Origin of the sequence: Streptomyces sp. NBC_01197 (assembly GCF_036010505.1) — a bacterium.
Classification (GTDB): Bacteria; Actinomycetota; Actinomycetes; order Streptomycetales; family Streptomycetaceae; genus Streptomyces.
The window spans coordinates 6542662-6567614 of record NZ_CP108569.1 but is presented as its reverse complement, the minus strand read 5'-3'; the positions used below and the strand labels follow the sequence as shown (position 1 = coordinate 6567614).

At 72.6% G+C, this 24953-nt stretch carries 19 protein-coding genes; 8 read left to right on the top strand and 11 right to left on the bottom strand.

Translation table 11 applies throughout. The annotated features are described in order from the left end of the window. Positions 1–105: 105 nt before the first annotated feature. Positions 106–1281 carry an ROK family transcriptional regulator gene (locus tag OG452_RS30210; RefSeq protein ID WP_327298715.1) on the bottom strand — a complete coding sequence of 392 codons (1176 nt, stop codon included), beginning with the start codon at positions 1279–1281 and terminating at the stop codon, positions 106–108. A gap of 128 nt (positions 1282–1409) precedes the next feature. On the opposite strand from OG452_RS30210, the gene OG452_RS30205 reads away from it, so the two are divergent. After that, positions 1410–2639 carry an MFS transporter gene (locus OG452_RS30205; protein WP_327298714.1) on the top strand — a complete coding sequence of 410 codons (1230 nt, stop codon included), beginning with the start codon at positions 1410–1412 and terminating at the stop codon, positions 2637–2639. Positions 2640–2714: 75 nt separating this feature from the next. Here the strand turns inward: OG452_RS30205 and OG452_RS30200 are convergent, their stop codons facing one another. Further along, positions 2715–4031 carry an alginate lyase family protein gene (locus tag OG452_RS30200; RefSeq protein ID WP_327298713.1) on the bottom strand — a complete coding sequence of 439 codons (1317 nt, stop codon included), beginning with the start codon at positions 4029–4031 and terminating at the stop codon, positions 2715–2717. A 279-nt stretch (positions 4032–4310) separates the two neighbouring features. Between OG452_RS30200 and OG452_RS30195 the strand changes: the two genes are divergently transcribed. From OG452_RS30195 to OG452_RS30185, 3 genes are all read left to right on the top strand, one after another. Beyond that, positions 4311–5723: a uracil-xanthine permease family protein gene (locus OG452_RS30195; protein ID WP_327298712.1), complete on the top strand. Its 1413-nt coding sequence runs from the start codon at positions 4311–4313 to the stop codon at positions 5721–5723. Positions 5724–5803: 80 nt separating this feature from the next. Beyond that, a complete protein-coding gene (locus tag OG452_RS30190) occupies positions 5804–6508 on the top strand; it encodes a DUF5995 family protein (protein WP_327298711.1) in 705 nt (234 codons plus the stop codon). A gap of 42 nt (positions 6509–6550) precedes the next feature. Further along, entirely contained in the window at positions 6551–7483 is a 933-nt protein-coding gene (locus OG452_RS30185) for a TIGR03619 family F420-dependent LLM class oxidoreductase (RefSeq protein ID WP_327298710.1), read from the top strand. Between the two features lie 101 nt (positions 7484–7584). On the opposite strand, the gene OG452_RS30180 is transcribed toward OG452_RS30185, so the two are convergent. Together OG452_RS30180 and OG452_RS30175 are read right to left on the bottom strand one after the other, a co-directional pair. Beyond that, the gene (locus tag OG452_RS30180; protein WP_327298709.1) at positions 7585–9294 is read right to left on the bottom strand and encodes a flavin monoamine oxidase family protein; all 1710 of its coding nucleotides are present in this window, start codon (positions 9292–9294) and stop codon (positions 7585–7587) included. A 93-nt stretch (positions 9295–9387) separates the two neighbouring features. After that, positions 9388–10185 (bottom strand): carbon-nitrogen hydrolase family protein, encoded by a 798-nt coding sequence (locus OG452_RS30175; RefSeq protein ID WP_327298708.1) that lies wholly within the window; start codon positions 10183–10185, stop codon positions 9388–9390. A gap of 361 nt (positions 10186–10546) precedes the next feature. Here OG452_RS30175 and OG452_RS30170 point away from each other — a divergent pair, with 361 nt between their 5' ends. After that, a complete protein-coding gene (locus OG452_RS30170; RefSeq protein ID WP_327298707.1) occupies positions 10547–10906 on the top strand; it encodes an ATP-binding protein in 360 nt (119 codons plus the stop codon). Between the two features lie 207 nt (positions 10907–11113). Here OG452_RS30170 and OG452_RS30165 read toward each other — a convergent pair whose 3' ends face one another. Together OG452_RS30165 and OG452_RS30160 are read right to left on the bottom strand one after the other, a co-directional pair. Further along, positions 11114–12559, bottom strand: a complete 1446-nt coding sequence (locus tag OG452_RS30165) for a GuaB1 family IMP dehydrogenase-related protein (RefSeq protein ID WP_327298706.1) — start codon at positions 12557–12559, stop codon at positions 11114–11116. A 228-nt stretch (positions 12560–12787) separates the two neighbouring features. After that, positions 12788–14032 (bottom strand): NAD(P)/FAD-dependent oxidoreductase, encoded by a 1245-nt coding sequence (locus OG452_RS30160; protein ID WP_327298705.1) that lies wholly within the window; start codon positions 14030–14032, stop codon positions 12788–12790. A 220-nt stretch (positions 14033–14252) separates the two neighbouring features. Between OG452_RS30160 and OG452_RS30155 the strand changes: the two genes are divergently transcribed. Together OG452_RS30155 and OG452_RS30150 are read left to right on the top strand one after the other, a co-directional pair. After that, positions 14253–15830: an SDR family oxidoreductase gene (locus OG452_RS30155; protein ID WP_327298704.1), complete on the top strand. Its 1578-nt coding sequence runs from the start codon at positions 14253–14255 to the stop codon at positions 15828–15830. Between the two features lie 3 nt (positions 15831–15833). Then, the gene (locus tag OG452_RS30150; RefSeq protein WP_327298703.1) at positions 15834–17207 is read left to right on the top strand and encodes a cryptochrome/photolyase family protein; all 1374 of its coding nucleotides are present in this window, start codon (positions 15834–15836) and stop codon (positions 17205–17207) included. Positions 17208–17268: 61 nt separating this feature from the next. Here the strand turns inward: OG452_RS30150 and OG452_RS30145 are convergent, their stop codons facing one another. The 4 genes from OG452_RS30145 to fmt form a co-directional block, all read right to left on the bottom strand. Further along, positions 17269–18285 carry a sugar-binding transcriptional regulator gene (locus OG452_RS30145; protein WP_327299833.1) on the bottom strand — a complete coding sequence of 339 codons (1017 nt, stop codon included), beginning with the start codon at positions 18283–18285 and terminating at the stop codon, positions 17269–17271. 110 nt (positions 18286–18395) lie between these two features. Beyond that, positions 18396–19082 carry a ribulose-phosphate 3-epimerase gene (rpe, locus tag OG452_RS30140; protein ID WP_327298702.1) on the bottom strand — a complete coding sequence of 229 codons (687 nt, stop codon included), beginning with the start codon at positions 19080–19082 and terminating at the stop codon, positions 18396–18398. A gap of 143 nt (positions 19083–19225) precedes the next feature. After that, positions 19226–20695, bottom strand: coding sequence for an RsmB/NOP family class I SAM-dependent RNA methyltransferase (locus OG452_RS30135; RefSeq protein ID WP_405560123.1), 1470 nt, complete (start codon positions 20693–20695; stop codon positions 19226–19228). Between the two features lie 133 nt (positions 20696–20828). Next, the gene (gene fmt, locus OG452_RS30130; protein ID WP_327298701.1) at positions 20829–21761 is read right to left on the bottom strand and encodes a methionyl-tRNA formyltransferase; all 933 of its coding nucleotides are present in this window, start codon (positions 21759–21761) and stop codon (positions 20829–20831) included. Between the two features lie 236 nt (positions 21762–21997). Here fmt and OG452_RS30125 point away from each other — a divergent pair, with 236 nt between their 5' ends. Continuing rightward, the gene (locus OG452_RS30125) at positions 21998–22567 is read left to right on the top strand and encodes a hypothetical protein (RefSeq protein WP_327298700.1); all 570 of its coding nucleotides are present in this window, start codon (positions 21998–22000) and stop codon (positions 22565–22567) included. A 156-nt stretch (positions 22568–22723) separates the two neighbouring features. On the opposite strand, the gene OG452_RS30120 is transcribed toward OG452_RS30125, so the two are convergent. Next, a complete protein-coding gene (locus OG452_RS30120; RefSeq protein ID WP_405560126.1) occupies positions 22724–24895 on the bottom strand; it encodes a primosomal protein N' in 2172 nt (723 codons plus the stop codon). Between the last annotated feature and the right edge of the window lie 58 nt (positions 24896–24953).

Here is a 24953-nt window from a genome sequence, read left to right as displayed (position 1 = left end):
GGGCAAGTCTGCCACGTCCGGCCGTCGGCCATGCGGGCCACCTCATGTGGCCTGGCTCACAGAAGCTGCGACCAGCCGGTCACCGTCCGTGCCGGGCGGCACAGTTCAGCCGCCGAACAGATCGTCCTGCGCCGCGTCCCGCGCGGTCAGCAGTGCGCCGTGCAGCACTGCCGCGCCGCCGAGCGTCCCCGCGCGCACTTCGGTACGCAGTGGGGACAGGGCGGCCAGATGCCGTTCCACCCGGGCCGCGAGGTCCGCGCCTCCAGCGTGGCCGATCTCGCCGCCCAGCACCACACAGCCAGGGTCGACCACGGCGACGACGGCTGCGGCGCCGAGGGCGATATATCCGGCCAGCGCCTCCAGAAAGTCCTCGCCGCGCCGGCCCGCCGACGGGGCGGCCCGTACGGCGGCGGCGGCCGCGGGTTCCCGTGGCTCCGGCACCGCCGTGACGGCGTGCCGCTCGGCGAGCGCGCAGACCGCGGCGCTGCCGGCCAGTCCGTGGAACCCGTCGCCGCAGTCGGTGGCCGACGGGAGCCCCTTGCCGGGCACCGGGAGGAAGCCGATCTCCCCCGCGCCGCCCGACGCGCCCCGGCGCAGCTTCCCTTCGAGGACGAGGGCGGCGCCGACACCGTGGCCGAGCCAGAGCATGACGAAGGTGCCGAGCCCGCGGGCCGCGCCGCTCCGCTGCTCGGCGAGGGCGGCGAGATTGGTCTCGTTCTCGACCAGGACCGTGGCGGGCAGCCGCTCCTGGAGCGCGCCGACCAGGCTGCGGTGCCAAGCGGGCAGGCCGCGTGCGCTGCGGAGTTCGCCGGTGGCCGGGTCGATGAGGCCCGGAGCGCCGATGCCGACGCTGTGCAGTCGGGCGGCGCCTGCCTGCCGCACGGTTCGCTCCAGCAGGGCGGCCGCCTCCTCCACTGCGTCAGCGGGGCCGGGTCCCGCGCCGTCGCCGACGGGCAGCGCGGCCTCGGCGAGCACTGCGCCGAGCAGGTCGGTGACGACCACGGCGACGCTTCCGGTCCGTACGTCGAGAGCCGCGAGGTGCGCCCGGTCGGCCACGATTCCGTACAGCCGGGCGTTCGGACCGCGCCGCTCCGCGCCCGTCTCGCCGACGACGCAGATCAGCCCGGCCGCCTGCAGCCGCTCCACGAGGTCGGCGACGCTCGGCCGGGAGAGCCCGGTGAGCGTCTTGAGCTGCCCGGCCGTCAGGGGGCCCTCTTCCTGGAGCAGACCGAGGGCGATGCGGTCGTTGACGGCCCGTGCGGTGATCGAGGAGGCGGGCATGGCCGGGATCCTTCCAGATCTATTTATCAGGCAGGTTGCCTGATAGTTTACGTCCCGGTCCGCACGCAGCGGTGCGCGGGGGCCGCATCAGGGGTACGGGACAGCGACACGACGCTCGGGGAGGGCGCATGACCGGCGAGGCGGGCTTCAGCCTGCGCAGAGTAAAGCGGGGGCGGTACGCCCTGGCCGCCGTGTTCTGCGTGCATGGCGCGGTGACCGGCAGCTTCGCGACCCGCGTCCCCTGGATCCAGGAGCACGCCGGGTTGAGCGCGGGCCAGCTCGGCCTCGCGCTGGCCTTTCCCGCGATCGGATCGTCGCTGCTGATGCCGGTCTCGGGTGCGGTCACCCACCGGTTCGGGGCCCGCAACGCGCTGCGCGGACTGCTCGTGCTGTGGACGCTGGCACTGGCGCTGCCCGCGTTCGCTCCGAACCTGGTCACGCTCTGCGCCGTGCTCTTCTTCTACGGCGCCGCCGCGGGCATGGCGGACGTGGCGATGAACGCGCTGGGGGTCGAGACGGAGAACCGGCTCGGCCGGTCCATCATGTCCGGGCTGCACGGCATGTGGAGCGCAGGCGCCCTGATCGGGTCGGCAGCGGGCACACTCGCCGCCCATCTGGGCAGCGATGCCCGGCTCCACCACTGCGTCGCCGCCGCGGCCCTCACCGTACTGGGGCTCGCCGCCTGCCAGGGGGTACTCGACCTGCGGAGCACGGCGCACGACACCGCGCCGCCGCGCTTCGCGCTGCCGCCCAGGACCGCGCTGGTCATCGGTGCTGTCGGCTTCTGTGCGGTCTTCGCGGAGGGCGCGAGCCTCGACTGGTCGGCGGTCTTCCTGCGGGACACGTTGGGCACATCGGCGGGCGTCGCCGCCGGATCCACCACCGCCTTCTCGCTCACCATGGCGGTGGCCAGACTCGCCGGGGACCGGGTGGTCGACCGCTTCGGCGCGGTACGTACGGTGCGCTCGGGCGGGGTCCTGGCCACGCTGGGCGGGCTGCTGGTGGTACTGGCTCCCAGTCCCTGGGCTGCGATGGGCGGTTTCGCGCTGATCGGGCTCGGAGTCGCGGTGGTCGTCCCGCTGGCCTTCGCGGCGGCCGGGCGGAGCGGCCCCAGGCCCAGCCAGGCCATCGCAGGCGTCGCCACCGTCACGTACACCTCGGGGCTCATCGCGCCGTCGGCGATCGGCGGGATCGCCGACGCGACCTCACTGGTGGGCTCCTTCATCCTGGTGACGGTGCTGGCGTTCGGCCTGGTGCTGGCCGCGGGTGTGCTGCGCTCGGCGAACCGGGTGGTGGCGGCGGGGGCGGCCGGGGCGGAACAGGGGGCCCGCGACCCCGGCGCCGCGGGCCCGGCCTGATCCGGACGAACGGCCCGTACCGAATCCGCCCATGAGGTCAGCCGTGCAATCAACTCATCGGTCTGCCCGGTGGGTTCAGCCCGCGATCGAGTCCAGCTGTTCGGCGGCGGGCCGCAGTGCCCACAGGTCGCCGCCGGGCGGGGTCTGGAGCTGCGGGAGCGCGGCCCTCGCCCTGGTGTCACCGGCGTCGGCCGCCGCGTGCACGATGTCGCTCGCCGCGTACCGCTGGAAGTCCAGCTCGGGGTACGGCCAGCCGGACGCCCCGGTGGCCGCGGGGAGCAGCAGATCGACCGCCTTGAACAGGGTCTGCCCCTGCGGCCCCCGGTAGTGCCAGAGGTCCGCTCCGACGTGCTGCCCGATGGCCGCGAGCCGTGTGTAGGCCACCAGGTCGAAGGTCGAGTAGTGCCAGCTGCGGGTCCGCGCGAGTTCCTGCGGCTGGGTTCCGTCGGCCGCGATCTGGGCGTCGATCCGCTTGTGCCGGGCGTCCAGGACGGTCCTGCGGGCCAGCGCCCGGTCGCCGGTGGCCAGGGCGAGCCCGGCGACCTGCATGTCCATGAAGGTGCCGTGGTTGTTCTCGGCCGCCGACTCCTCCTTGCCGAAGTCCGAGCCGGTGAGCCAGCCGAGGAAGTCCTTGTTCCAGCTGCTCATCCCGGTCCGGTCGCCGGCGGTCCAGCCCGGGGCGCCGGTGTCGAGGACCGCGATGGCGTCGAGGACGCTGGTGTACTGCTGGGAGAAGTCGATGATGCCGATGGCACGGCCGTCGTACTTGCAGGGGATGAACTGCCCGTGGTCGAGGTCCGGGTTCATCCGGGTCGCCGGGTCGACGAACCAGGTGCGCAGGATCTCGGCGGCGTGCTCGGCGTACGCCTTACGGCCGGTGTAGTACCAGGCGAGGCTGAGGCTGGTGACGGAGTTGAAGACCTTGCCGAGGTCGGGCCGGTCGGTGCCGGTGTCGACCTCGGGGTTGCGCTCGCCGTCGCGCTGGACGTACGGGCAGCCCCACGGGTTGTCGGCGGTCTTGGGCTGGGACGGCCACCAGTACGGGGCCTGGCTCAGATAGTCGTGCGGGTCGCCGCCGGGTGCGGGCTTCGTCTTGTCGGTCACCGTCCACGGCCCCTGACCGAGCCAGCTGTCCGCTGTCGCGGTCAGCTCCCTGACCGGTTTCCGGAGCGCCGGGTCGCCGTGGTCGAGGCGGATCCGGGCCTGCTGGAGCCGCCGGCCGTCCATCACTGCGGTCCTGGGGACCTTCGGTGCCGGGCTGGAATGAGAGGCCGCGGCCGATGAGGCGGCCGGGACGAGCACGGCCGCCAGCGTGACCGCGGCGGTGATCAGGGCGCCCAGGCGCCTTCGGGGCCTTCGGCCGGCGGTGACACCCGCGTCGGACAGTTCCATCAAAACTCCCCTCACACGTCACGTATATGAACAGCGTTCATGAACGAAACCGTCGTGAGCGTAGAGGCGCCCGTCCCGTGTGGCAATGCCCGGGACAGACAAGGCTCCGGGCCGACATGGCCCGGGGCCGACAAGGCGGACCGGAGCCGCTTTCCCGGCGGTAAAGGGAGGTCCGGGGTCCGGATTAACATTGCTCTGGCCATTTCTGCCGCGAAGTGCACGATCAGCTGCCAGGCGAGACAGAGAATCAGCAGAGAACTGAACGAATTGGAGCGATTCATGGGCGGCCTGGGCGTGCGCTGGACCTTGCACGGGGACGGGAAGACCCCCGCTCCAGGGGCGGTCGTACGGCCCGACGAACGGCTGACCTGGCCGCGCACCGCCGGACTCGGCGCACAGCACGTCGTGGCGATGTTCGGTGCGTCGTTCGTGGCGCCCGTCCTGATGGGGCTCGACCCGAACCTCGCGATCATGATGTCCGGTGTCGCGACCATGATCTTCCTGCTCGCCACCCGCGGCCGGGTCCCCAGCTATCTGGGCTGTTCGCTCTCTTTCGTGGGCGTCGCGGCGACCATCCGCGCCACCGGAGGCAGCAGCGCCACCGTCACCGGCGCGGTGTTCGTCGTCGGTGCGGTCCTCTTCGCGGCGGGTCTCGCCGTCCAGCGGTTCGGCGCGCGGATCATCCATGCCGCGATGCCGCCGGTGGTCACCGGTGCGGTCGTCATGCTGATCGGCTTCAACCTGGCGCCGGTGACCGCGTCCACGTACTGGCCGCAGGACCAGTGGACCGCGCTCCTGGTGATGCTCTTCACCGGCCTCGCCGTCGTCTGCCTGCGCGGCTTCTGGTCCCGGATCGCGATCTTCCTGGGGCTGGTCTTCGGATACGGCCTCTCCTGGCTGTCCGACCAGGTCTTCGGGAGGATCCACTCGGTCGACTCGGCCGGAAAGGTCACCGACCACTGGCGTCTCGACCTCTCCGGTGTTGGCCACGCGGACTGGGTCGGGCTGCCGTCCTTCCACGCCCCGAGTTTCCAGTGGTCGGCGATCCTCGTCGCGCTGCCCGTCATCATCGCGCTGATCGCCGAGAACGCCGGGCACGTCAAGGCCGTCGGAGAGATGACCGGCTCGAACCTGGACGGCAAGCTGGGCACCGCCATCGCCGCCGACGGTGTCGCCTCCATGCTCTCCACCGGTCTGGGCGGTCCCCCCAACACCACGTACTCCGAGAACATCGGCGTGATGGCCGCGACCCGTGTGTACTCCACCGCCGCGTACTGGGCGGCCGCCTGCTTCGCGCTGCTCTTCGGCCTGTGCCCCAAGTTCGGCGCCGTGGTGGCCGCTATCCCCGGCGGTGTGCTCGGGGGGATCACCGTGATCCTCTACGGGATGATCGGACTGCTCGGCGCGCAGATCTGGATCAACGGCAAGGTGGATCTGCGCAATCCGCTGAATCTCGTGCCGGCGGCCGCGGGCATCATCATCGGTGTCGGCGGCGTCTCACTGAAGATCACGAACAACTTCCAGCTCAGCGGGATCGCGCTCGGCACCATCGTGGTCATCACCGGTTACCACGCGCTGCGGGCCATGGCACCGCCGCACCTCAAGTCGCAGACGCCGCTGCTTGACTCGGGCACCTCCTCGTACGAGCGGACGGAGGGCGGCACGGGGCCGGAGCACGGCAACGACGCCTAGAGCTTTCCGGCTTCGCCCGTTCTGAGGAAGTACGGGCGTGATGCCGCCGTCCGGAGGCCCGCTGCTGCCAGGCTGCCCCCATGACACAGACGGAACAGCGCGCGGCCCGGCCCGTCCCGGCCCGGCGGTCGGTCGACGGTGTGACGGCCAGGATGCGGGCCCTGCGCTCGTCGTGGCCGGCCACGGACGGGGTGGCGGTCTTCAACAACATCTATCTGACCGTCACCGAAGAGGTCGGACAGCGCATCGGGGGACAGCAGTTCCCCGATCCGCGCCGCGCCACGACGCTCGACGTGGTGTTCGCGGAGCGCTATCTGGCCGCGGTCGACGCGGTGGGTGGCGGGCACAGGCCGCCCGCCTGCTGGCGGCCGCTCTTCCAGTACCGCCACCACCCCGGCGTACGGCCGCTGCAGTTCGCGCTCGCGGGCATCAACGCGCACATCGGCCACGATCTGGCGCTCGCCGTCATCGAGGCCTGCCGTCTCCTCGGCTGCGAACCCGGCGCGCTGGAAGGGGACTTCAACCGGGTCGGCGAGATCCTCGAACGGCTGGAGGAGCGGATCCGCGAGGAGCTGATGCCGGGACCGGACCTCCTGGAGATCATCGACCCGCTCACCCATCTGATCGGCTCGTGGAGCCTGGAGCGCGCCCGCGACGCCGCATGGTCGGCCGCCCTGATTCTGTGGAGCCTGCGGGAACTACCAGTGCTCGCCGAGGAGTTCAGAAAGGGGACGGACGCGAGTGCCGGCCTGGTCGGCCGGTATCTGCTCACTCCCCTGCGCTGACCTGACCGGCAGCGCCGGCTCTCCCGACGAAGGAGCACACCCATGGCGATTCCGCTCGGTCTCGGCCTTCCTCAGATGAAGCAGTACGCCATCGGACGTGATGTCCCGGCGGTGGCTCGCGCGGCCGAGGAGACCGGTTTCGAATCGCTGTGGGTCTTCGAGCGGATCCTCTTCCCGGAGCCCGCGACCCAGGGTCTTTACGGCATCCCGGGGCTGCCCTGGCCCGAGCAGTACCGCTCGGTGGCCGATCCCCTGGTGACCCTGACACTGGCCGCCGCGGCGACCGGCCGGGCGCGGCTGGGCACCAGTGTGCTGGTGGCGCCGCTGCATGTGCCCTTCCAGCTGGCCCGCTCCCTCGCCTCGCTCGACGCGGCGAGCGGCGGCCGGGTCGTGGCCGGGATCGGGACGGGCTGGTCGACCGACGAGTACGCGGCGGCGGCCGTGGCCCCGTTCGCGAAGCGAGGCGCGTTCCTGGACGAACTGCTCGATGTGTTCGAAGCGGTGTGGGGCCCCGATCCGGTGGCGTACGAAGGGGAGTTCACCACCATCGCGCCCGCCGTGGTCGGCCCCAAACCGGCCCGCCCGATCCCGGTCCGGCTGCCGGCCGGCGGCCCGCGCGCGATCCGGCGTCTTGTCGACCGGGCGGACGGCTGGATGCCGGTCGCCCTCGGGCCCGGCGCCCTGGCCGATGAGTGGCGGAAGATCCAGGACCTGGCGGGCGAACGGGGCCGCGAGCGGCCGCTGACCGCGACGGTCCGGGTCAACGCGACGCACAGCGTGAAGCCGTACGAGGGCGGGGACCGCAAGCCGTTCCGGGGCAGCACCGCGCAGATCGTCGAGGACCTGGCGGCCCACGCGGAGACCGGGGTGGCCACCGAGTTCCTGCTCGACCTCCAGAGCACGATGCGTGACGCGCATGAACTGACCGACGTGGCCGCCGAGGTGTACGCGGCGGCCCGCGCGGCCGGCATCTGACCGGGCCGACCTGGCGGACGGGGCGCGGCCTCCCCCGGAACCCCCGGGGAGGGGCTCAGGGGGAGGCCGGCGGGGAGAGCAGGGGCGCTCTCCCCGAGGGCTCAGTCCTCGGGCAGTTCGACCGGCGCGATCTCGTCGTACAGGTCGCCGGGCCCTGGGTTGGCCGCGTCGGTCGTACCGCCGAAGTGATGCATGACGCCCCAGACCGCGTTGAGCGCGGTCTGCACGGCGCCCTCGGCCCAGCCGGCCGTCCAGGAGATGTCGTCGCCCGCGAGGAACAGCCCGCGCCGGTCCTCGGGCAGCCGGTCCTGCATGAAGTGGGTGAACAGCCGCCGCTGGTAGCGGTAGTGGCCGGGCAGGTTGGCCTTGAACGCGCCCATGAAGTAGGGCTCGTCCTCCCAGGAGACGGTGACCGGGTTGCCGATGATGTGCCGGCGGATGTCCACCTTCGGGTAGATCTCCCCGAGCGACTTCAGCATGACCTCCATCCGCTCGTGCGCGGAGAGCGGCAGCCACTTGAGGCTGTCGTCGCACCAGGTGTACGAGAGGCAGATCGTGGCGGGCCGGTCCGGCCCGTCGTCCAGCAGGTAGGTGCCACGCGTCATCCGGTCGGTGAGCGTCATCGACATGGTGTCGCGGCCGGTCGGGTTCCCGTTGTCGTCCAGGGCCTCGTCGAGCCAGAAGGGCCGGTCCACCGGGACGAACAGCTTGGACGACTCCATGTAGTGGGTGCGCTCCATCGCCGTCCAGTGGTCGATGGGGAAGAGCGCGTCGTCGCAGTCGATCTTGGAGAGCAGCATCCAGGACTGTGCAGTGAAGACCGCGGCCGGGTAGGTGCGTATGTCGCCGGACGCGTCGGTGACGGTGATGCGGTTACCCGCCGTGCGGTGCAGCCGGGTCACCGCCGGGCGGGGCTCCCCGCCGTGCAGCGACGCGAGCGAGGTGCCGGACGGCCAGTGGACGGTCTTCTGCGGTTCGCGGTCCCAGAGCCGCAGCGGCAGCTGCTGCGAGCCCCCGACGATCCCGCGGTGGTGGTCGTCCGCCTCGGTGTAGACGACCCGGAGGATCTCCAGGATGGAGTTGGGGAAGTCGGTGTCCCAGCCGCCCGTCCCGAAGCCGACCTGGCCGAAGATCTCGCGGTGCCGGAACGAGGAGAACGCCTCGGACCCGCAGAGGAAACCGTAGAACGTCTGGTCGTCCAGCTGTTCGACGAGCCGCGCCCAGATCTCCCGGATCCGCGGTACGTCGCGCTCGCGCAGGGCCCGGTTCATGTCGGAGAAGTCCGCGCCCTCCTCCAGGCAGGCGTTCCAGGCGTGCATCACATCGCGGTAGACCTGCGGAAGGTCGTCCACGGATGTGGCGTAGTGCGACTCGCCCTTGAGGTCGACCACCGTCGAAGGGGTGCCGGGGGCCAGCGGGTTGGGGAAGGTCTTCGTCTCGAGGCCCACCAGGTCGATGTAGTGCTGGAGCGCCGTGGAGGACGGAGGGAAGCGCATGGCCCCCAGTTCCGCGGTGAGCGAGGGGTCGCAGCCGTCGAAGCCCACGGTGCGCAGCCGTCCGCCGATCTGGTCGGCCTCGTACACCACCGGCTTGAGGCCCATCTTCATCAGCTCATACGCGGTGATGATCCCCGAGAGCCCGCCACCGATGACGGCGACCTCGGTGCCGTGCGCCGTGGCGGGTATCTGGCCGAGGCCCGCCGGGTGCGCGAGGAAGTCGTCGTAGGCGTAGGGGAAATCCGGTCCGAACATGGTGATCGGCGGCTGGCCGTCGGCGTGCTGAACGGCGGTGTTGGGCACCGTGGACGTCATGGGGTACGGGCTCCTTGCACGGAAAAGAGTGGCGGAAGCGGCTGAAGTGGCCGAAGTTCTGAAGTGCTGGTGCAGGGGGCGGCCCGGGCGGGCTCAGACCAGCGAGCGGTAGAGGTCCGGGCGGCGGTCGCGGAGATACGGGTTGTTCTCGCGCGAGGCGCGCAGCAGCGCGGGGTCCGCGTCGCCGGTGATCAGCTCCGTGCCGCGTCCGGCACGGGCGCGGACGGTCCCGTCAGGGCCTGCCAGACAGCTGAGGCCGACGAACTCGAAGTCGCCCTCGGGGCCGGTGCGGTTGACGTACGCGATGTACAGCTGGTTCTCGAAGGCGCGGACCGGCACCAGGGACTCGGCGACGAACTGGAAGGGGTGCATCTGGGCGGTGGGGACCAGGAGCAGATCGGTACCGGCGAGTGCGTGCGCCCGGACGTTCTCCGGGAACTCCACGTCGTAGCAGATCATGATGCCGATCCGGAGTCCGGCCAGCTCCGCCTGGACGACGGGGGTGTCTCCCGGCGTGAACCACTTCTGCTCGAAGCAGCCGAAGAGGTGGGTCTTGCGGTAGTTGGCCAGCGAGTGACCATCGGCGCCGATGAGCTGGGCCGCGTTGTGGATCCGCTCTCCATTGCGTTCGGGGTAGCCGTAGAGCACCGCGATCCCGTGGCGTACCGCGGTGTCCGAGACGGCCCGCGCGCTCGCACCGTCGGCGGGCTCGGCCAGCCGGGGCACGTCGTCACCGATCGCGTATCCGGTGAGGAAGAGTTCGGGGCAGACCAGCAGTCCGGCGCCGGAGGCCGCGGCGCGGTCCGCTGCCTCGTCCAGCGCGGTGAGGTTCCCCGCGACGTCGCCGGGGCGGCCGGAACTCTGGAGCAGGGCGGTGCGCAGCGGCGGCATGGCAGACCTCGGACGGTAAAGGAAGGGGATTGTGGGGACAGACCGACGGTACGTTCAGCAGCTCCGAACGGACAAGGCGCGTCCATTGCGCATCGCCGCACGATTCGTTGCGTCTCGGTGCCCGCTGATGGCGATCCGTTGCGTGCCCCGCGAGACGGGCCTCCGGCGGAGCCGGGACGGCGCACGGCGGCGTCCCGGCCGTCCGTCACCGGGGACAGCCAGCGGGGCACCAGGTCAGGGCTCCGCGGCGCACTCGATTCCGCTGCGGGCGAACCCGGAGCCCGGAGGTGATGGACTGGCAAAGACGGGGTAAGCGAGCGGGAGGACTGAGGAGCCGCCCGTGGTTGTCATGGATTCGCCGTTGGCAGACAGTGCCACGGCCCGCGATGCCGCCAGCCGATTTCTGTCCCAGAACTGCCCCTGGGCCGATGTCGACGCTGTGCTGCTCGTGATCAGCGAACTCGTCGCCAACGCGGCACGTCACACCGCGGGCTGGTGGCACCTGAGGCTGAGCGCCGAGCCCGGCGTGCTGACGGTGGAGATGGACGACGACAGCCCGGAGCACCCCGTCGCCCGTGAGCCCGACTTCACGGGAGGCGGCGGGTTCGGGTGGCACATGGTGCTGCGGCTGGCCGGGCGGGTCGAGATCAGCCCGCGCCCATCCGGCAAGACGGTCCGGGCGATCTGGTCGCATCCGGCGGCCGGGCCCGCGGCTGTCTGAGACAACCCGCGGGTGGCGGGACGGCATGGGGCTCCCTCTCCCCCGGCTCCTGGTGGTCACTCCGGGCCGGGCAGCTCCGTCCGCAGCTGTGCGGTGATCCGCGGAGGGGGACACCGGGCCACGAGGAATACGAGAGGACGCGGCGGAGCGCGGAAACGCCGGAGCCGGCCCCCGGGCGTACGGGGGGCGGCTCCGGTGTCGGTACGGTCAGCCCCAGCTGGCGTGCAGCGGCTTGCCCTCGGCGTATCCGGCGGCGCTCTGCACCCCGACGATCGCCTTCTCGGCGAACTCGTCCAGGGTGTTGGCACCGGCGTAGGTGCAGGAGGAGCGGACGCCCGCGATGATCGAGTCGATCAGGTCCTCGACGCCCGGGCGGGCCGGGTCGAGAAACATCCGCGAGGTGGAGATGCCCTCCTCGAACAGGCCCTTGCGGGCGCGGTCGTAGGCCGACTCCTCGCTCGTACGGTTGCGGACGGCGCGGGCCGACGCCATCCCGAACGACTCCTTGTACCAGCGGCCGTCGGCAGCCTGCTGGATGTCACCCGGGGACTCGTACGTCCCGGCGAACCAGGAGCCGATCATGACGTTCGACGCACCGGCGGCCAGCGCCATCGCCACATCACGCGGGTGCCTGACCCCGCCGTCGGCCCAGACGTGCTTGCCGAACTTCCGCGCCTCCGTGGCGCATTCGAGTACGGCGGAGAACTGCGGGCGGCCCACGCCGGTCATCATCCGGGTGGTGCACATGGCGCCGGGGCCCACACCGACCTTGATGATGTCGGCGCCGGCCTCGATGAGATCGCGTACGCCCTCGGCGGCCACGATGTTGCCCGCGACGATCGGCACCCGCGGGTCGAGTGCCCGGACCGCCCTGACCGCGGCGATCATCGACTCCTGGTGGCCGTGCGCGGTGTCCACGACGATCGTGTCGGCACCGGCGTCGAGCAGCTGCTTGGCCTTGCCCGCGACATCGCCGTTGATGCCGACGGCGGCGGCGATGCGCAGCCTGCCGTGTGCGTCGACGGCCGGGCTGTAGAGGGTGGCGCGCAGCGCGCCCCGACGGGTCAGGATGCCGACCAGCCTGCCGTCCGTGTCGACGGCGGGGGCGTAGCGGCGGTTGGCGCCGTCGAGCCGGTTGAACGCCTCACGCGGGTCGATGTCCGCGTCGAGGAGCACCAGGTCCTTGGACGACATGACTTCGGACAGCTGGGTGAAGCGGTCGACGCCCGCCAGGTCCTCGTCGGTCACGACACCGACCGGCCGGCTGTCCTCGTCCACCACGACACCCGCGTTGTGGGCGCGCTTGGGCAGCAGGGACAGCGCGTCGGCGACGGTCTGCGTCGGGGCGAGCACGATGGGCGTGTCCAGCACGAGGTGGCGCGTCTTCACCCAGGAGATGACCTCGGTGACGACCTCGATCGGAATGTCCTGCGGGATGACGACCAGGCCGCCGCGCCGGGCGACGGTCTCGGCCATCCGGCGGCCGGCGATGGCCGTCATGTTCGCGACGACGAGCGGGATGGTGGTGCCGGTGCCGTCGGGGGCGGACAGATCGACGCCCTGACGGGATCCGACAGCGGAATGGCTCGGCACCATGAACACATCGTCGTACGTCAGGTCGTACGGCGGCTTCAGATCATTGAGGAAACGCATACTAACTCTCTCACCTGCGGTTATACAGAATGGGCGGGCGGGAAGTCAGCGCCGTCCGGCACAGGATCAGGCTGCGGCTCCTAGGCCATCATCGCCGATGGGACCCTGGCTGGCGAATGCGCGCCCCCTCTTCTGTGGCTTCCACCAGGGACAGGGCGGGGCGGCTCGTATGTTCGGCCGAACCGGCCGGGGGGTGCGCCACCGCGGGGCTCGGAGGGGTCCGTCCGGTCAGCCCCGGTCCTCAAGCACCTCTCGCGCGGCACGCGCGCCGGAGGCGAGGGCGCCCTGCACGGACCCCGTGGCGCGGTGGTCCCCGCACACATGGCGCCCGGGGGACACCCGCGTCGTGCGGCTCAGCGGCCACGGCGCGGTCATGGCGGGGAGAGCGCCCTCCACCGTGTACGGGGCGAGGAGTTCCCAGGACGAGGTGTCGGTGCGGTACACCTCGTCGAGCACGGCGCGCAGCCTCTCCTCCTCCCCCGGTCCGCCGGGGCCGAGGACCGATGTGGCGACCAGGGAGCGGTCGGCCGGGGCGTAGGTGGGCGCGACCTCGCTCGGTACGCAGGTGTTGAGGAAGCGCCGCGCGCTGTCGACCAGCAGGGTCGGCTCGTGCAGCGGCGGCTGCGGGGCCGCGTGGTAGTAGGTCGTGACGGTACGGGTGTCCGGTACGACGAGGCCGGGCAGCAGCCGGGCCGCCGCGCCGGGCCCGGTCGCGACCACCACACAGGGAGCGTGCAGCTCGGTGCCGTCAGGCAGCTCGACTCCCTCGTCCGTGAGCGCCCGCACGGGGGTGCCGGGGCTCAGTACCCCCGGCGGCAGCGCGCCCGCGAGCTGAGCCGGCACGGCGCCGATCCCGGCCGCGGGCAGGCACTGAGTGCCCCGGAGCATGCTGCGCCAGAGCAGATGGAAGAAGCGCGACGAGGTTTCGAGGCTGTCCTCCAGGAAGACACCCGACAGGAAGGGCCGGAAGAACGCGTCGATGAGTCGCTCGGAGATCCCCGCGTCGGCGAGCGCCGTGCGGGTCGTACGGTCCGCCGAGCGCTTCACCGCGCTGACCGGGCCGAACAGATCGCGCGCGGAGAGCAGCCCGAGCGCCAGGAGGTCGCGGCGGCCCGCGACCGGCCGCAGCGACAGCAGGTCCACCGCCACGCCCGGCCGCCGGGTCGGGTCGCTGAACCGAAGCCGCCCCGACGGCGTGTGCACCAGGGCTCCTGGCGTGAAGGGGCGCAGTCGCAGTCCCCGGAGCCACATGCGCTGTTTGACCTGGGGGTACGAGGTGTTGAAGACCTGGAAGCCCCGGTCGAGGAGGAATCCCTCGTGCCGGTCCGTGCGCATTCTGCCGCCGGGCGTGTCCGATGCCTCCAGCAGGCTCACGGACAGACCCTCCCGGCACAGATCAGCGGCGCAGGCGAGGCCGGCAAGTCCGGCGCCGATCACGATGACATCGCGGCGCCGGCCCGGGTGGTCCGTCATGGGGTGGCAACCCTTCACTCGTCCGGACTTCAGTACACGTCCTCGGGGCGTATTTCTCTCCCCGGTGGCGGTGGGACGTCGGCCGGGGGCGCCCGGCGATGACAGCCTGCGGGCCGCCGGGGCCGGGCCCCGGGAGAAGCAGGAACAGTGGGAGGAGCCGAACCAGTAGAGGATGGAAGCAGCGCAGAAGCCATGAAAGCGACAGGATGCGGAGGCTTCCATGAGCGACGGTGAAGCGGCACCCGCCCCGGGCTCACCCGCACTGCACTGCCTGGTCACCGGGGCGACCGGCTACATCGGTGGCCGACTGGTGCCCGAACTGCTCGACGCCGGCCACCGCGTCCGCTGTCTGGCCAGGAACCCGGACAGACTGCGGGACCACCCCTGGGCCGGACGGGCGGAAGCCGTACGGGGCGATGTCACCGATGCCGCGTCGGTGGCCGCGTCCATGCGGGGCATCGACGTGGCGTACTACCTGGTGCACGCGCTGAACACCGGCTCCGGCTTCGAGGAGACGGACCGCAGCGCGGCCAGGATCTTCGGCGAGCAGGCCCGGGCCGCCGGGGTCCGGCGCATCGTCTATCTGGGCGGCCTCACCCCCGACGGCGTACCGGAGCAGGATCTCTCACCGCATCTGCGCTCGCGGGCCGAGGTCGGCCGGATCCTCATCAGGTCGGGGGTGCCGACCACCGTGCTGCGCGCCGCCGTCATCATCGGCTCCGGGTCCGCGTCCTTCGAGATGCTGCGGTATCTCACCGAGCGGCTGCCGGTCATGGTCACGCCGAGCTGGGTCAGCACCCGGATCCAGCCGATCGCCGTCCGCGACGTGCTGCGGTATCTGGTCGGCAGCGCCCTCATGCCGGGCGATGTGCACCGTTCCTTCGACATCGGGGGCCCCGACATCATGACGTACCGCGACATGATGTGCCGGTTCGCCTCGGTCGCCGGTCTCCCGAACCGGCTCATCCTGCCGGTGCCGATGCTGTCGCCCCGCCTGTCCAGCCACTGGATCGGCCTGGTCACCCCGGTGCCGCGCTCGCTCGCCCGGCCGCTCGCCGAGTCGCTGCGCTACGAAGTCGTGTGCCGCGAACACGACATCGCGCGGTATGTGCCGGACCGTCCCGGAGTGCCGTTCAGCTTCGACCAGGCGCTCCGGCTGGCGCTCCAGCGGGTCCAGGACGCCCAGGTCACCACCCGCTGGTCGTCCGCCTCGCTGCCCGGCGCCCCGAGCGATCCGCTGCCCACCGACCCCGGCTGGGCGGGCGGCAGCCTCTACACGGACCGGCGCCAACTCACCATGGACGCACCCCCGGAAGCGCTCTGGCGGATCGTCGAGGGCGTCGGTGGCGACAACGGCTGGTACTCCTTCCCGCTCGCCTGGGCCGTCCGCGGCTGGCTGGACCGGCTGGCCGGCGGGGTAGGTCTGCGCCGCGGACGAAGGGACGCCCAGCGGCTCAGGGTCGGCGACTCGCTCGACTTCTGGCGGGTCGAGGCGATCGAGCCGGGCCGGCTGCTGCGGCTGCGGGCCGAGATGCGGCTGCCCGGGCTCGCCTGGCTGGAGATGTCCGTGGACCAGGACGGCCGGGGGCGCACCCGCTACCGGCAGCGCGCCCTCTTCCACCCCCGGGGACTGCTCGGACACGCGTACTGGTGGAGTGTCGCGCCCTTCCATGCCGTCGTCTTCGGAGGAATGGCCCGCAATATCGCCGGGGCGGCCGACCGCGCGAGCTGGCCGGCCCCCGATGAACCCCGGACGAGCCCGGGCCGGCCGGGACGGATTCCCCCCGACGAGGAGTGACACATGAGCGTGTCGGTCGCCCTGTTCACCGCCAACCTCCGGCTGCATGACAATCCGCCGCTGCGCGCGGCCCTCGCGTCGGCGGACGAGGTGGTGCCGCTGTTCGTCCGCGACCGGGTCATCGAGTCGGCGGGCTTCGCCACGCCCAACCGGCAGGCGTTCCTGGCCGACTGCCTGGCCGGCCTCGACGCGGGGCTGCGGAAGCGCGGCGGCCGGCTCGTCGTACGGTCGGGCGACGTCACCACTGAGGTCTGCCGGGCGGCCGCGGAGACGGGCGCCGCCGAAGTGCATATGGCGGCCGGGGTCAGCGCCTACGAGCAGCACAGGGAGGACCGGCTGCGCGCGGCGCTGGAGGCGGACGGCAGGCGGCTGCACGTCCACGACGCGGTGATCACGGCGGTGCCGCCGGGTGCGGTCACCCCCGCCTCCTCGGACCACTTCGCGGTGTTCACCCCGTACTTCAAACGCTGGTCGGAGGAGCGGCTGCGCACCGTCCAGGGCGCGCCGCGCACGGTACGGGTGCCCGGGGCCGCCCTGTCCGACCGGCTGCCGTCGCGCACGGACGTGTCCGGGGTCTCGGAAGGACTCGCCGTCGGCGGCGAGCGCGAGGGCCGCGCCCGCTGGTCGGCCTGGCAGCGGAACGGGCTCGCCGGGTACGAGGACCACCATGACGACCTGGCGGGCGATCTGACGTCCCGGCTCTCGCCGCATCTGCACTTCGGCACCCTCTCCCCCGTCGAGCTGGTGCACGGCGCCTCGCGGAGGGGCGGTGCGGGCGCCGACGCCTTCGTACGGCAGCTGTGCTGGCGGGACTTCCACCACCAGGTGCTGGCCGCGCGCCCGGCGGCCGCTCGCGCCGACTACCGCTCGCAGCACGACCATTGGCGTACCGAGCGGTCCGCCGCGCGGGAGATCACCGCCTGGAAGGAGGGGCGCACCGGATATCCGGTGGTCGACGCCGCCATGCGGCAGCTGCGGCACGAGGGCTGGATGCACAACCGGGGGCGGCTGCTCACCGCGAGTTTCCTCGCCAAGACGCTGTACGTGGACTGGCGGGTCGGCGCCCGGTACTTCCTGGAGCTGCTGGTGGACGGCGATGTCGCCAACAACCAGCTCAACTGGCAGTGGGTGGCGGGCACCGGCACGGACAGCAGGCCGAACCGGGTGTTCAACCCGGTGACCCAGGGCAAGCGGTACGACCCGCAGGGGGATTACGTCCGCCGCTGGGTCCCCGAGCTGGCCGGTCTCGCGGGGCCGGCCGTGCACGCACCGTGGAAGCTCCGGGGGCCCGAACGCGCCGCGTACGACTATCCCGGGCCCCTGCTCGCACTCTCCGACGGCCTGGCCCGCTTCAAGCGGGCCCGCGGCCGGGCCTGACGGGAGTTCACCGCGGTTCACCGGCTTCGGCGGCCACCGCCCCCGTTCCGGGCGTACGGGGTCAGGCCCCGTCGGGGTCCGCGCGGTCCAGCGCCGGGCGCGGTCCGGGTCCGCTCTCCGTCAGCAGGAAGTCGGCGGCCGCCGTGTCGGTGACCAGACTGGTGACGAGGCCCGACTTGAGGACGGCCCCGATCGCCGCCGCCTTGCGCTGGCCGCCCGCGATGGCCACGACCTCGGGGATCCGGCGCAGCCGGTCGGCCTCGACGGTGATGCACCGCTCGCCCAGGTCACGCCCGACCCGCCGCCCCTCGGCGTCGAAGAGGTGCGCGGACATCTCGGCGGCGGCCCCGAGCGAGGCGTAGTGCGCCCGCTCGGCGTCGCTGAGCATGTCGTGGACCGTTGAGATCCCCGGCTCCCAGGAGCCGATGGACACCGCGGCCACGGTCACCTTGTCGAAGTACTCGAAGGCGCGCGCGATGCCGGTCTGGTTGCGCAGCGCGGCGGCCGTGGCCGGGTCCGGCAGCAGCATCGGGGCGTAGATGGGGTGCGCCTCCCCCCCGGAGACCTGGGCGGCGCGCCGTACAGCCTCGACGGAGCCGCGCTCGGCGGTCCCCGCGTCGTACACACCGGTCAGCTGGACCACCGTGCACGGCGGGAGTGAATTGAGCGCCGCCGCCATGTGGATGGTGGAGCGCCCCCAGGCGAGGCCCAGCACATCGCCCTCGGTGACCAGCTCGCCGAGCAGATCGGCGGCGACCTCACCCAGGTTCTCCGGGTCGGGGGCGTCGTCGGCCGCGTCCGCCGGGGACTCGACGACGACCGCGTGGCGCAGCCCGTACCGGGCGCGAAGCGCGTCGGAGCGTTCCGCGTCCAGCTCCGCGGGAACCCGGATCTCGATCCGTACGAGGTCGCGCTCCAGCGCCGTCTCCAGGACCCGGGCGACCTTGAACCGGCTGACGCCGAACTCCTCGGCGATCTGGATCTTGGACTTTCCCTCCAGGTAGAAGCGACGGGCCATGGCCGCCGCCTGCACCAGCTCCGCGGGTCCCATCCGCAGGGCTGATCTGCCCGCCGACATTGCAGACACCGCGATCTCCTCACTACTGCTGTTCGCTCCCGGACCCGCCATCCTGTCAGACGCGGCCCAACTTGATCAGCCCCGAAAGGCCGCGTTCATCTCCTGGCCGCTCAGTGACCGCAGGCCCATCCCGCCGCCGCCGTCGTCTCCTGCGCCTGGTGGCGGAGCATCCGGACCGCCGCCGCCGGGTCGTCGGCGCCGTACACCGCGGAGCCCGCGACGAAGACGTCCGCGCCGGCCTCCGCGCACCGCTCGATGGTGGACGCGGAGACCCCGCCGTCGACCTGGAGCCAGAGTTCGAGTCCGTGCTTGGAGATCAGCTCACGGGTGCGGCGGATCTTCGGCAGCATGATGTCCAGGAATGACTGGCCGCCGAAGCCCGGCTCCACCGTCATGATCAGCAGCATGTCGAGCTCCGGGAGCAGGTCCTCGTAGGGCTCGATGGGCGTTGCGGGCTTCAGCGCCATGGAGGCACGTGCGCCCTTGGCCCTGATCTCGCGCGCGAGCCGTACGGGGGCGGCGGCGGCCTCCACGTGGAAGGTGACGGAGCCCGCGCCCGCCTCGACGTACTGCGGCGCCCAGCGGTCCGCGTCCTCGATCATGAGGTGGCAGTCCAGCGGCGTCTCCGTGGCCCGGCTGAGCGCTTCCACCACGGGGACCCCGAGGGTCAGATTGGGGACGAAGTGGTTGTCCATCACGTCGACGTGGAGCCAGTCGGCGCCTTCGACGGCCTTCGCCTCCTCCGCGAGTCGGGAGAAGTCGGCGGACAGGATGCTGGGGTTGATCTGCACGGCCATGCCCCAAGCCTGCCATGCCCCGGCGCAGTTGCCCGCCACGGCGGGGACCGGAGCGGGCCAGGGATCCGTACACACCTCGCAAACCTCGCATTCACCGGTGCCCACGGCGGTCCGGAGCTCCGCCCGGGCCGCCGCGGGCACCCTCAGGCGGTGCGCCGCAGCAGTGCGAGGTACATCGCGTCGGTGCCGTGCAGGTGCGGCCACAGCTGTACGTCGGGGCCGTCGCCCACCGCCGCGACCCCCGGCATCAGCGGCCTGACGTCGATCCACTCGGCCTCGACGGGCTGTCCGCCGCGGCCCTTCAGGACGTCCTCGACCACGATCCGCGTCTCGGCGAGGTGCGGTGAGCAGGTCGCGTATCCGACGACACCGCCGACCCGTACCGCGCTCAGCGCCTCGCGCAGCAGCCCGCGCTGCAGCGGAGCGAATCCCTCCAGGTCCTCGGGGCGCCGCCGCCACCGGGCCTCGGGCCTGCGCCGCAGCGCGCCGAGTCCGGTGCAGGGCACGTCCATCAGGACCCGGTCGAAGGAGCCGGGCAGCCAGGGCGGCCTGGTGCCGTCGGCGGCGATCACCTGGTACGGGCCCGGGTTGCCCGCGAGCGTCCGTTCGACGAGCCGGGCCCGGTGCGGCTGCTTCTCGGCGGCGAGCAGCGTGGCCCCGCGCCGCGCGGCGAGCGCGGCCAGCAGGGCGGCCTTGCCGCCGGGGCCCGCGCAGCCGTCGAGCCAGCGCTCGTCGCGGCCCTCCAGCGGTGCGTTCGCCAGGGCGGCGGCGACGAGCTGGCTGCCTTCGTCCTGGACCCCCGCGCGCCCGTCGCGCACCGCTTCGATCGCCCCGGGCTCGCCGCCCTCGGCGAGCCGGACGGCGTACGGCGACCAGCGGCCGGGCAGCGCGGAGTCCTCGCCGACGGTCTCGATCAGCTCGTCGGTGGTGGAACGGCCCGGCCGGGCGACCAGGGTCACCTCGGGGCGTTCGTTGTCCGCTTCGAGAAGGTCCTCGATCCCGGCGCGGCCGCCGCCCAGCGAGTCCCACAGCGCGGAGACGATCCAGCGGGGGTGCGAGTGCACCACGGCGAGATGGGCCTCGGCGTCCTCGTCGTAGGCCGGGGCGACCCGCTCGAGCCAGCCGTCGAGGTCGTCGGCCGCGACCTTGCGCAGCACGGCGTTGACGAACTTGGCCCGCCCGTCGCCGAGAACGACCCGGGCCAGTTCCACGCTCGCCGAGACCGCGGCGTGGGTGGGGATACGGGTACCGAGCAGCTGGTGCGCGCCGAGTGCCAGCACATCGAGCACCGGCGGATCGACCTGCCGCAGCGGGCGGTCGATACAGGCCGAGATGACCGCGTCGTACGTGCCCTGCCTGCGCAGCGTCCCGTACACCAGCTCGGTGGCGAGCGCCGCGTCCCGCGCGTCGAAGTCAGGCTTCTCGCGGGCCTTCTTCAGCAGGGGCGGCAGCACGAGGTTGGCGTACGCGTCCCGGTCGTCGACCGCCCGCAGCACTTCGAAGGCGAGGAGCCGCACCGGGTCCTTCTGCGGGCGGCGGTAGGGCTTCGAGTGCTGTTTCGGCTGCTGCCGTCCCGGTTGCTGCGCGGGACGGCGGCGGGGCTGATCGGTCACGTGAAAGGTGCTCCGCTGAAGGTGAGGGGGACGAACCCTCTCAGCGTACGTCCGGCGCGGCGTGCCGTTCACCCGGGCGCTCCCTCGTACGGGACAGGCAACGCCCCGCGGGTCACCTCACGCCGTACGCGTGCTACTCGCCGAGCAGTTCGCCGGCGACGATCCGCACACCGCGCGCCCAGTCGGCCGCGCGCATCGGCTTCTTGCCCTGGGGCTGGACCCAGAGCAGCTCCACGGCGTGCGAGCCGGTGCCCGCGTGCACGCTGTTCTTGGCGACGGCCAGTTCGCCGGGGGCCAGGTCCGTGCGATCGGTGACCGGCGCGAGGGAGACCAGTTTGAGCCGCTCGTCCCGGAAGACGGTCCAGGCACCCGGCGCGGGCGTGCAGCCGCGCACCAGGCGGTCAACCCTCATCGCGGGGGCGGACCAGTCCACCCTTGCGTTCTCGACGGTGATCTTCGGTGCGAGCGAGACCCCTTCGGCCGGCTGCGGCACCGCGTGCAGAGTGCCGTCCTCGATCCCGTCCATGGTCGCCACCATCAGACCCGATCCCGCGAAGGCCAGCCGGGTGAGCAGGTCGCCGCTGGTGTCGGTGGGGCGCACCTCCTCGGTGAGCACCCCGTAGACCGGACCCGAGTCGAGCCCCTCCTCGATCAGGAAGGTCGACGCACCGGTCACCTCGTCGCCCGCGATGATCGAGTGCTGCACGGGCGCAGCACCGCGCCAGGCCGGCAGCAGCGAGAAATGCAGGTTGACCCAGCCACGCACCGGCACGTCGAGGGCGGTCTTGGGCAACAGCGCCCCGTACGCCACGACCGGGCAGCAGTCGGGGCCGATCTCCCGCAGCCGTGCCAGGAAGTCCTCGTCCCGCGGCCTGGCCGGCTTCAGTACCTCGATGCCGGCCTCCTCGGCGCGCTGCGCGACCGGGCTCGCCACCAGCCTGCGGCCGCGCCCGGCGGGAGCGTCTGGGCGGGTCACCACCGCGGCCACCTCGTGCCGGCCGGATGCGATCAGGGCGTCCAGGGCGGGGACGGCGACCTCGGGGGTGCCTGCGAAGACGAGTTTCACTGGATGCCTCTCGGACCGACTGCGCACGACTACGACACGACTACGAGCAGCGCACCAGTCTACGGGCCCGTTCCGAGGGGGCGTACGCACCGCCGTGCGCCCCTCGCATATGCCCATACGCCCCCGCAGCGTGACCAGAACAGCAGATGGAGCGTTGGTCAAGAGAGATTGACCGAAGTGAAGTGGGCCGTATGCGCGGCCCGATCCTTTTCAACGCCGGTTCGAGAGGCTTGTTCATGGCCGACCACGCAACCCACGACGCCCAAGCGCGGGCCAGCCTGCACCTGTTGGTCAGAGACATCGAGCGGGTCCGCCGACAAGTGGACGCACTGCGCACCCTCACCGCTCAGCTGGGCAATGTCTACCGTCCGCGCCGCTCAGGCCCTTCCACGGGCTTCGTCGTCTACGGCAGGGCTCCCGCCCCCACCGTCCGCCTGGCCCAGGAACTCCGGGACAGCGTCGAGACCCTGGTGACAGCCGCGGTGGACTTCGACCGATCGCTGGGCTTCTCGTGGGACGCGGTGGGCTCTGCGCTCGGCGTCACCAAGCAGGCGGTGCACCGCAGATACGGCACCCGGCGGGCTTCGGCGGCCGCGGCTGTCGCCGCCGCGGCGAACGACGAGCCGGAGAGCTCCGCCACCGAGGAGGACAGCCGGCCGGCCACCCCGCCGCACGCTCTGCCGGGGTCACCGGCCCTGCCGTCGGTGCCCGCCGCACGCTCGATGCCTCCCCAGCCGACGGCGGGCGGCCACTCGCTGCGCGATGAGGCCCGCCCTAGTGCCTTCCCGGGGCCGCGCAACGGCTGACCCCGGGCGCCGCGTACCGGAAAGCTCGCCGCTGCCCGCCCCACATCAACTGCCCCTCGCGCCGGACCGCGCCGGGGGCAGTCGCGCGTCCGGAGCACGGAGTGCCTTTCCAGCAGGGCGCAGCCCAACCGGCAAGCCCCGGCGGGCCGTTCGGCGTCAGCCGATGTCCGGCGGGTCGACCCTGATCCGAACCGGATCGCCGCCCCGCGTCAGTCGCGCCGCCTGCGCCGTCCGCAGCGCCGATGCAAGTGCCGCTCCACTCCCCGGCGGCACCCGGACCAGCGCACGCTCCCAGCTCTCGCCCGGTGGCGGATCGCCGGGTCTGCGGGGCCTGTTGGGGTCGGTGGGAACGACAGGCACGGGTCCCAGTACCTCGGCGTCCTGCGGCAGCCTGACCGCTTCGAGGAACTCCTCCAGCGTCTGCGCCCGCCCTGACACCGCGGCCATCCGCGAGACCGGCGGGAAGCCCAGCTCGGCCCGGTCGGCCAGCTCACGCACCGCGTGCCCGGCCGGGTCCCAGCGGACCAGCGCCTGGACGGGGCGCAGGGTCGGCTCGGCGACGACCACCACCGTGCCGCCCTCGCTCTGGCCCCGTACCAGTGCGGCCGCGTCGATCCAGCGGCGCAGCGCCTCCTCGCCCGCGCGCAGGTCGGGCCGGGCGAGCATCGCCCAGCCGTCGAGCAGCAGCGCCGCCGCGTAACCGCCTTCGGCGACCGGTTCGGCGCCCGGCGTGCTCACCACGAGAGCGGGCCGCCCGTCCACGGTGTCCAGCACCTGATCGCGTCCCGACGTCCGTACGGGCACGGCCGGGAACGCCCGGCCCAGCTCCTCGGCTGTCCGCCGCGCGCCGACGACCTGCGCGCGCAGTCTCGTATGGCCGCACTCCAGGCAGTGCCAGCCGGTCGCGTCGCGTCCGCACCAGCCGCAGGTCAGCGCGCGTTCGTCGGGTGCTTCCAGGGGACCCGAGCAGTGCGCGCACCGCGCGGGCGTACGGCAGCGCTCGCAGGAGAGCCTCGGCACATAGCCTCTGCGCGGCACCTGGACCAGTACCGGGCCGCTCTTGAGGCCGTCCCGCACGGCCTGCCAGGCGAGGCTGGGCAGCCTGGCCGCCCTGGCCCCTTCGTCCCGCGCCAGATCGAGGTCGCCCACGGTCCGTACGAGAGGAGCGGCGGCCCGCACCTGCTCACGGTCCGCGACGAGCGGGGCGGCCCAGCCGGTCTCGACGAGCTGGGCGGCCTCCACCGTGCAGCTCGTACTGCCCAGCAGGAAGGCGCACTTGTCGTGTGCGGCGCGGAGCAGCAGGACCTCGCGGGCATGCGGCAGCGGTGCGTGCGGTTCGCTGTGGCTGTCGTCCCCGTCCTCCCAGATGACGGCCAGGCCGAGATCCTGGACGGGCGCGAACATCGCGGCCCGGGTGCCGACCACGGCCCGCACGGCGCCGCGCCGCACCGCGAGCCACTGCCGGTACCGCTTCTCGGGCCCGGCGTCAGCGGTGAGCAGCGCGTGGTGTCCCGGGCCGAGAACCGCGGTGAGCGCGCCGTCCACCCGGGCCGCCGCGCGCCCGTCGGGCACCACGACGAGCGCGCCCCGCCCCGAGGACAGCGCGGCGGCGACGGCGAGCGCCAGCTCCCGCGGCCAGTGCGGGCCCGGCAGCGCGGTCCACACGGCCCGCGGCGCCCCGCCCGATGCCAGTGCCCGCAGAAAGCCCGGTCCCTGTCCGTACCGGGCCCAGGTGCCGGGCTCCGGTGCGGGGGGCGGTTCCAGCGGCTCGGGGGACGGCTTTCCCTCGGCCCGCGCGTTCCGCGGCGGCACGGCCAGTTGCAGTACGTCGGCGAGGCTGCCCGCGTACCGGTCGGCGACCGCCCGCGCGAGCCCGAGCAGTCCGGGGCTGAGGACGGGCTCGGGCGACACCACCCCGGCCAGTGCCGCGAGCGGTCCCGAGTAGTCCGTGTCGGCCCGGCGCTCGACCACGAATCCGTCGATCAGCCCGCCGCCCTCACGGCGGCCCTCCCGGACATTGCGGCTGCCGGCGCCGAAGCGGACCCGCACCCGCACGCCCGGCTGTGCCGCCTCGTCGAGCTCTTCCGGTACGGCGTAGTCGAAGAACTGGTCGAGGTGGAGCACGCCCTTGTTCACCACGACCCGCGCCACGGGCAGCTCCTTGGCGAGAGCGGCCCCGCGCCAGGTGCGCGGCTTGGCCCTGGGCACCTTCGTGCGCCGTACGGTCTCCCGGATGAGGGCAAGCTGCTCGGGGCCCCCGTCGGCCGGGGTGCCGGGCTGCTCGTCGTCGCTGCTCACAGCCAAATTCCTACCAGACCCCACTGACATCGGGTCTGCCGGTCGACGGCTGCGAAGCGGGCACCCGAGGGCCACCGCGATGATCGGG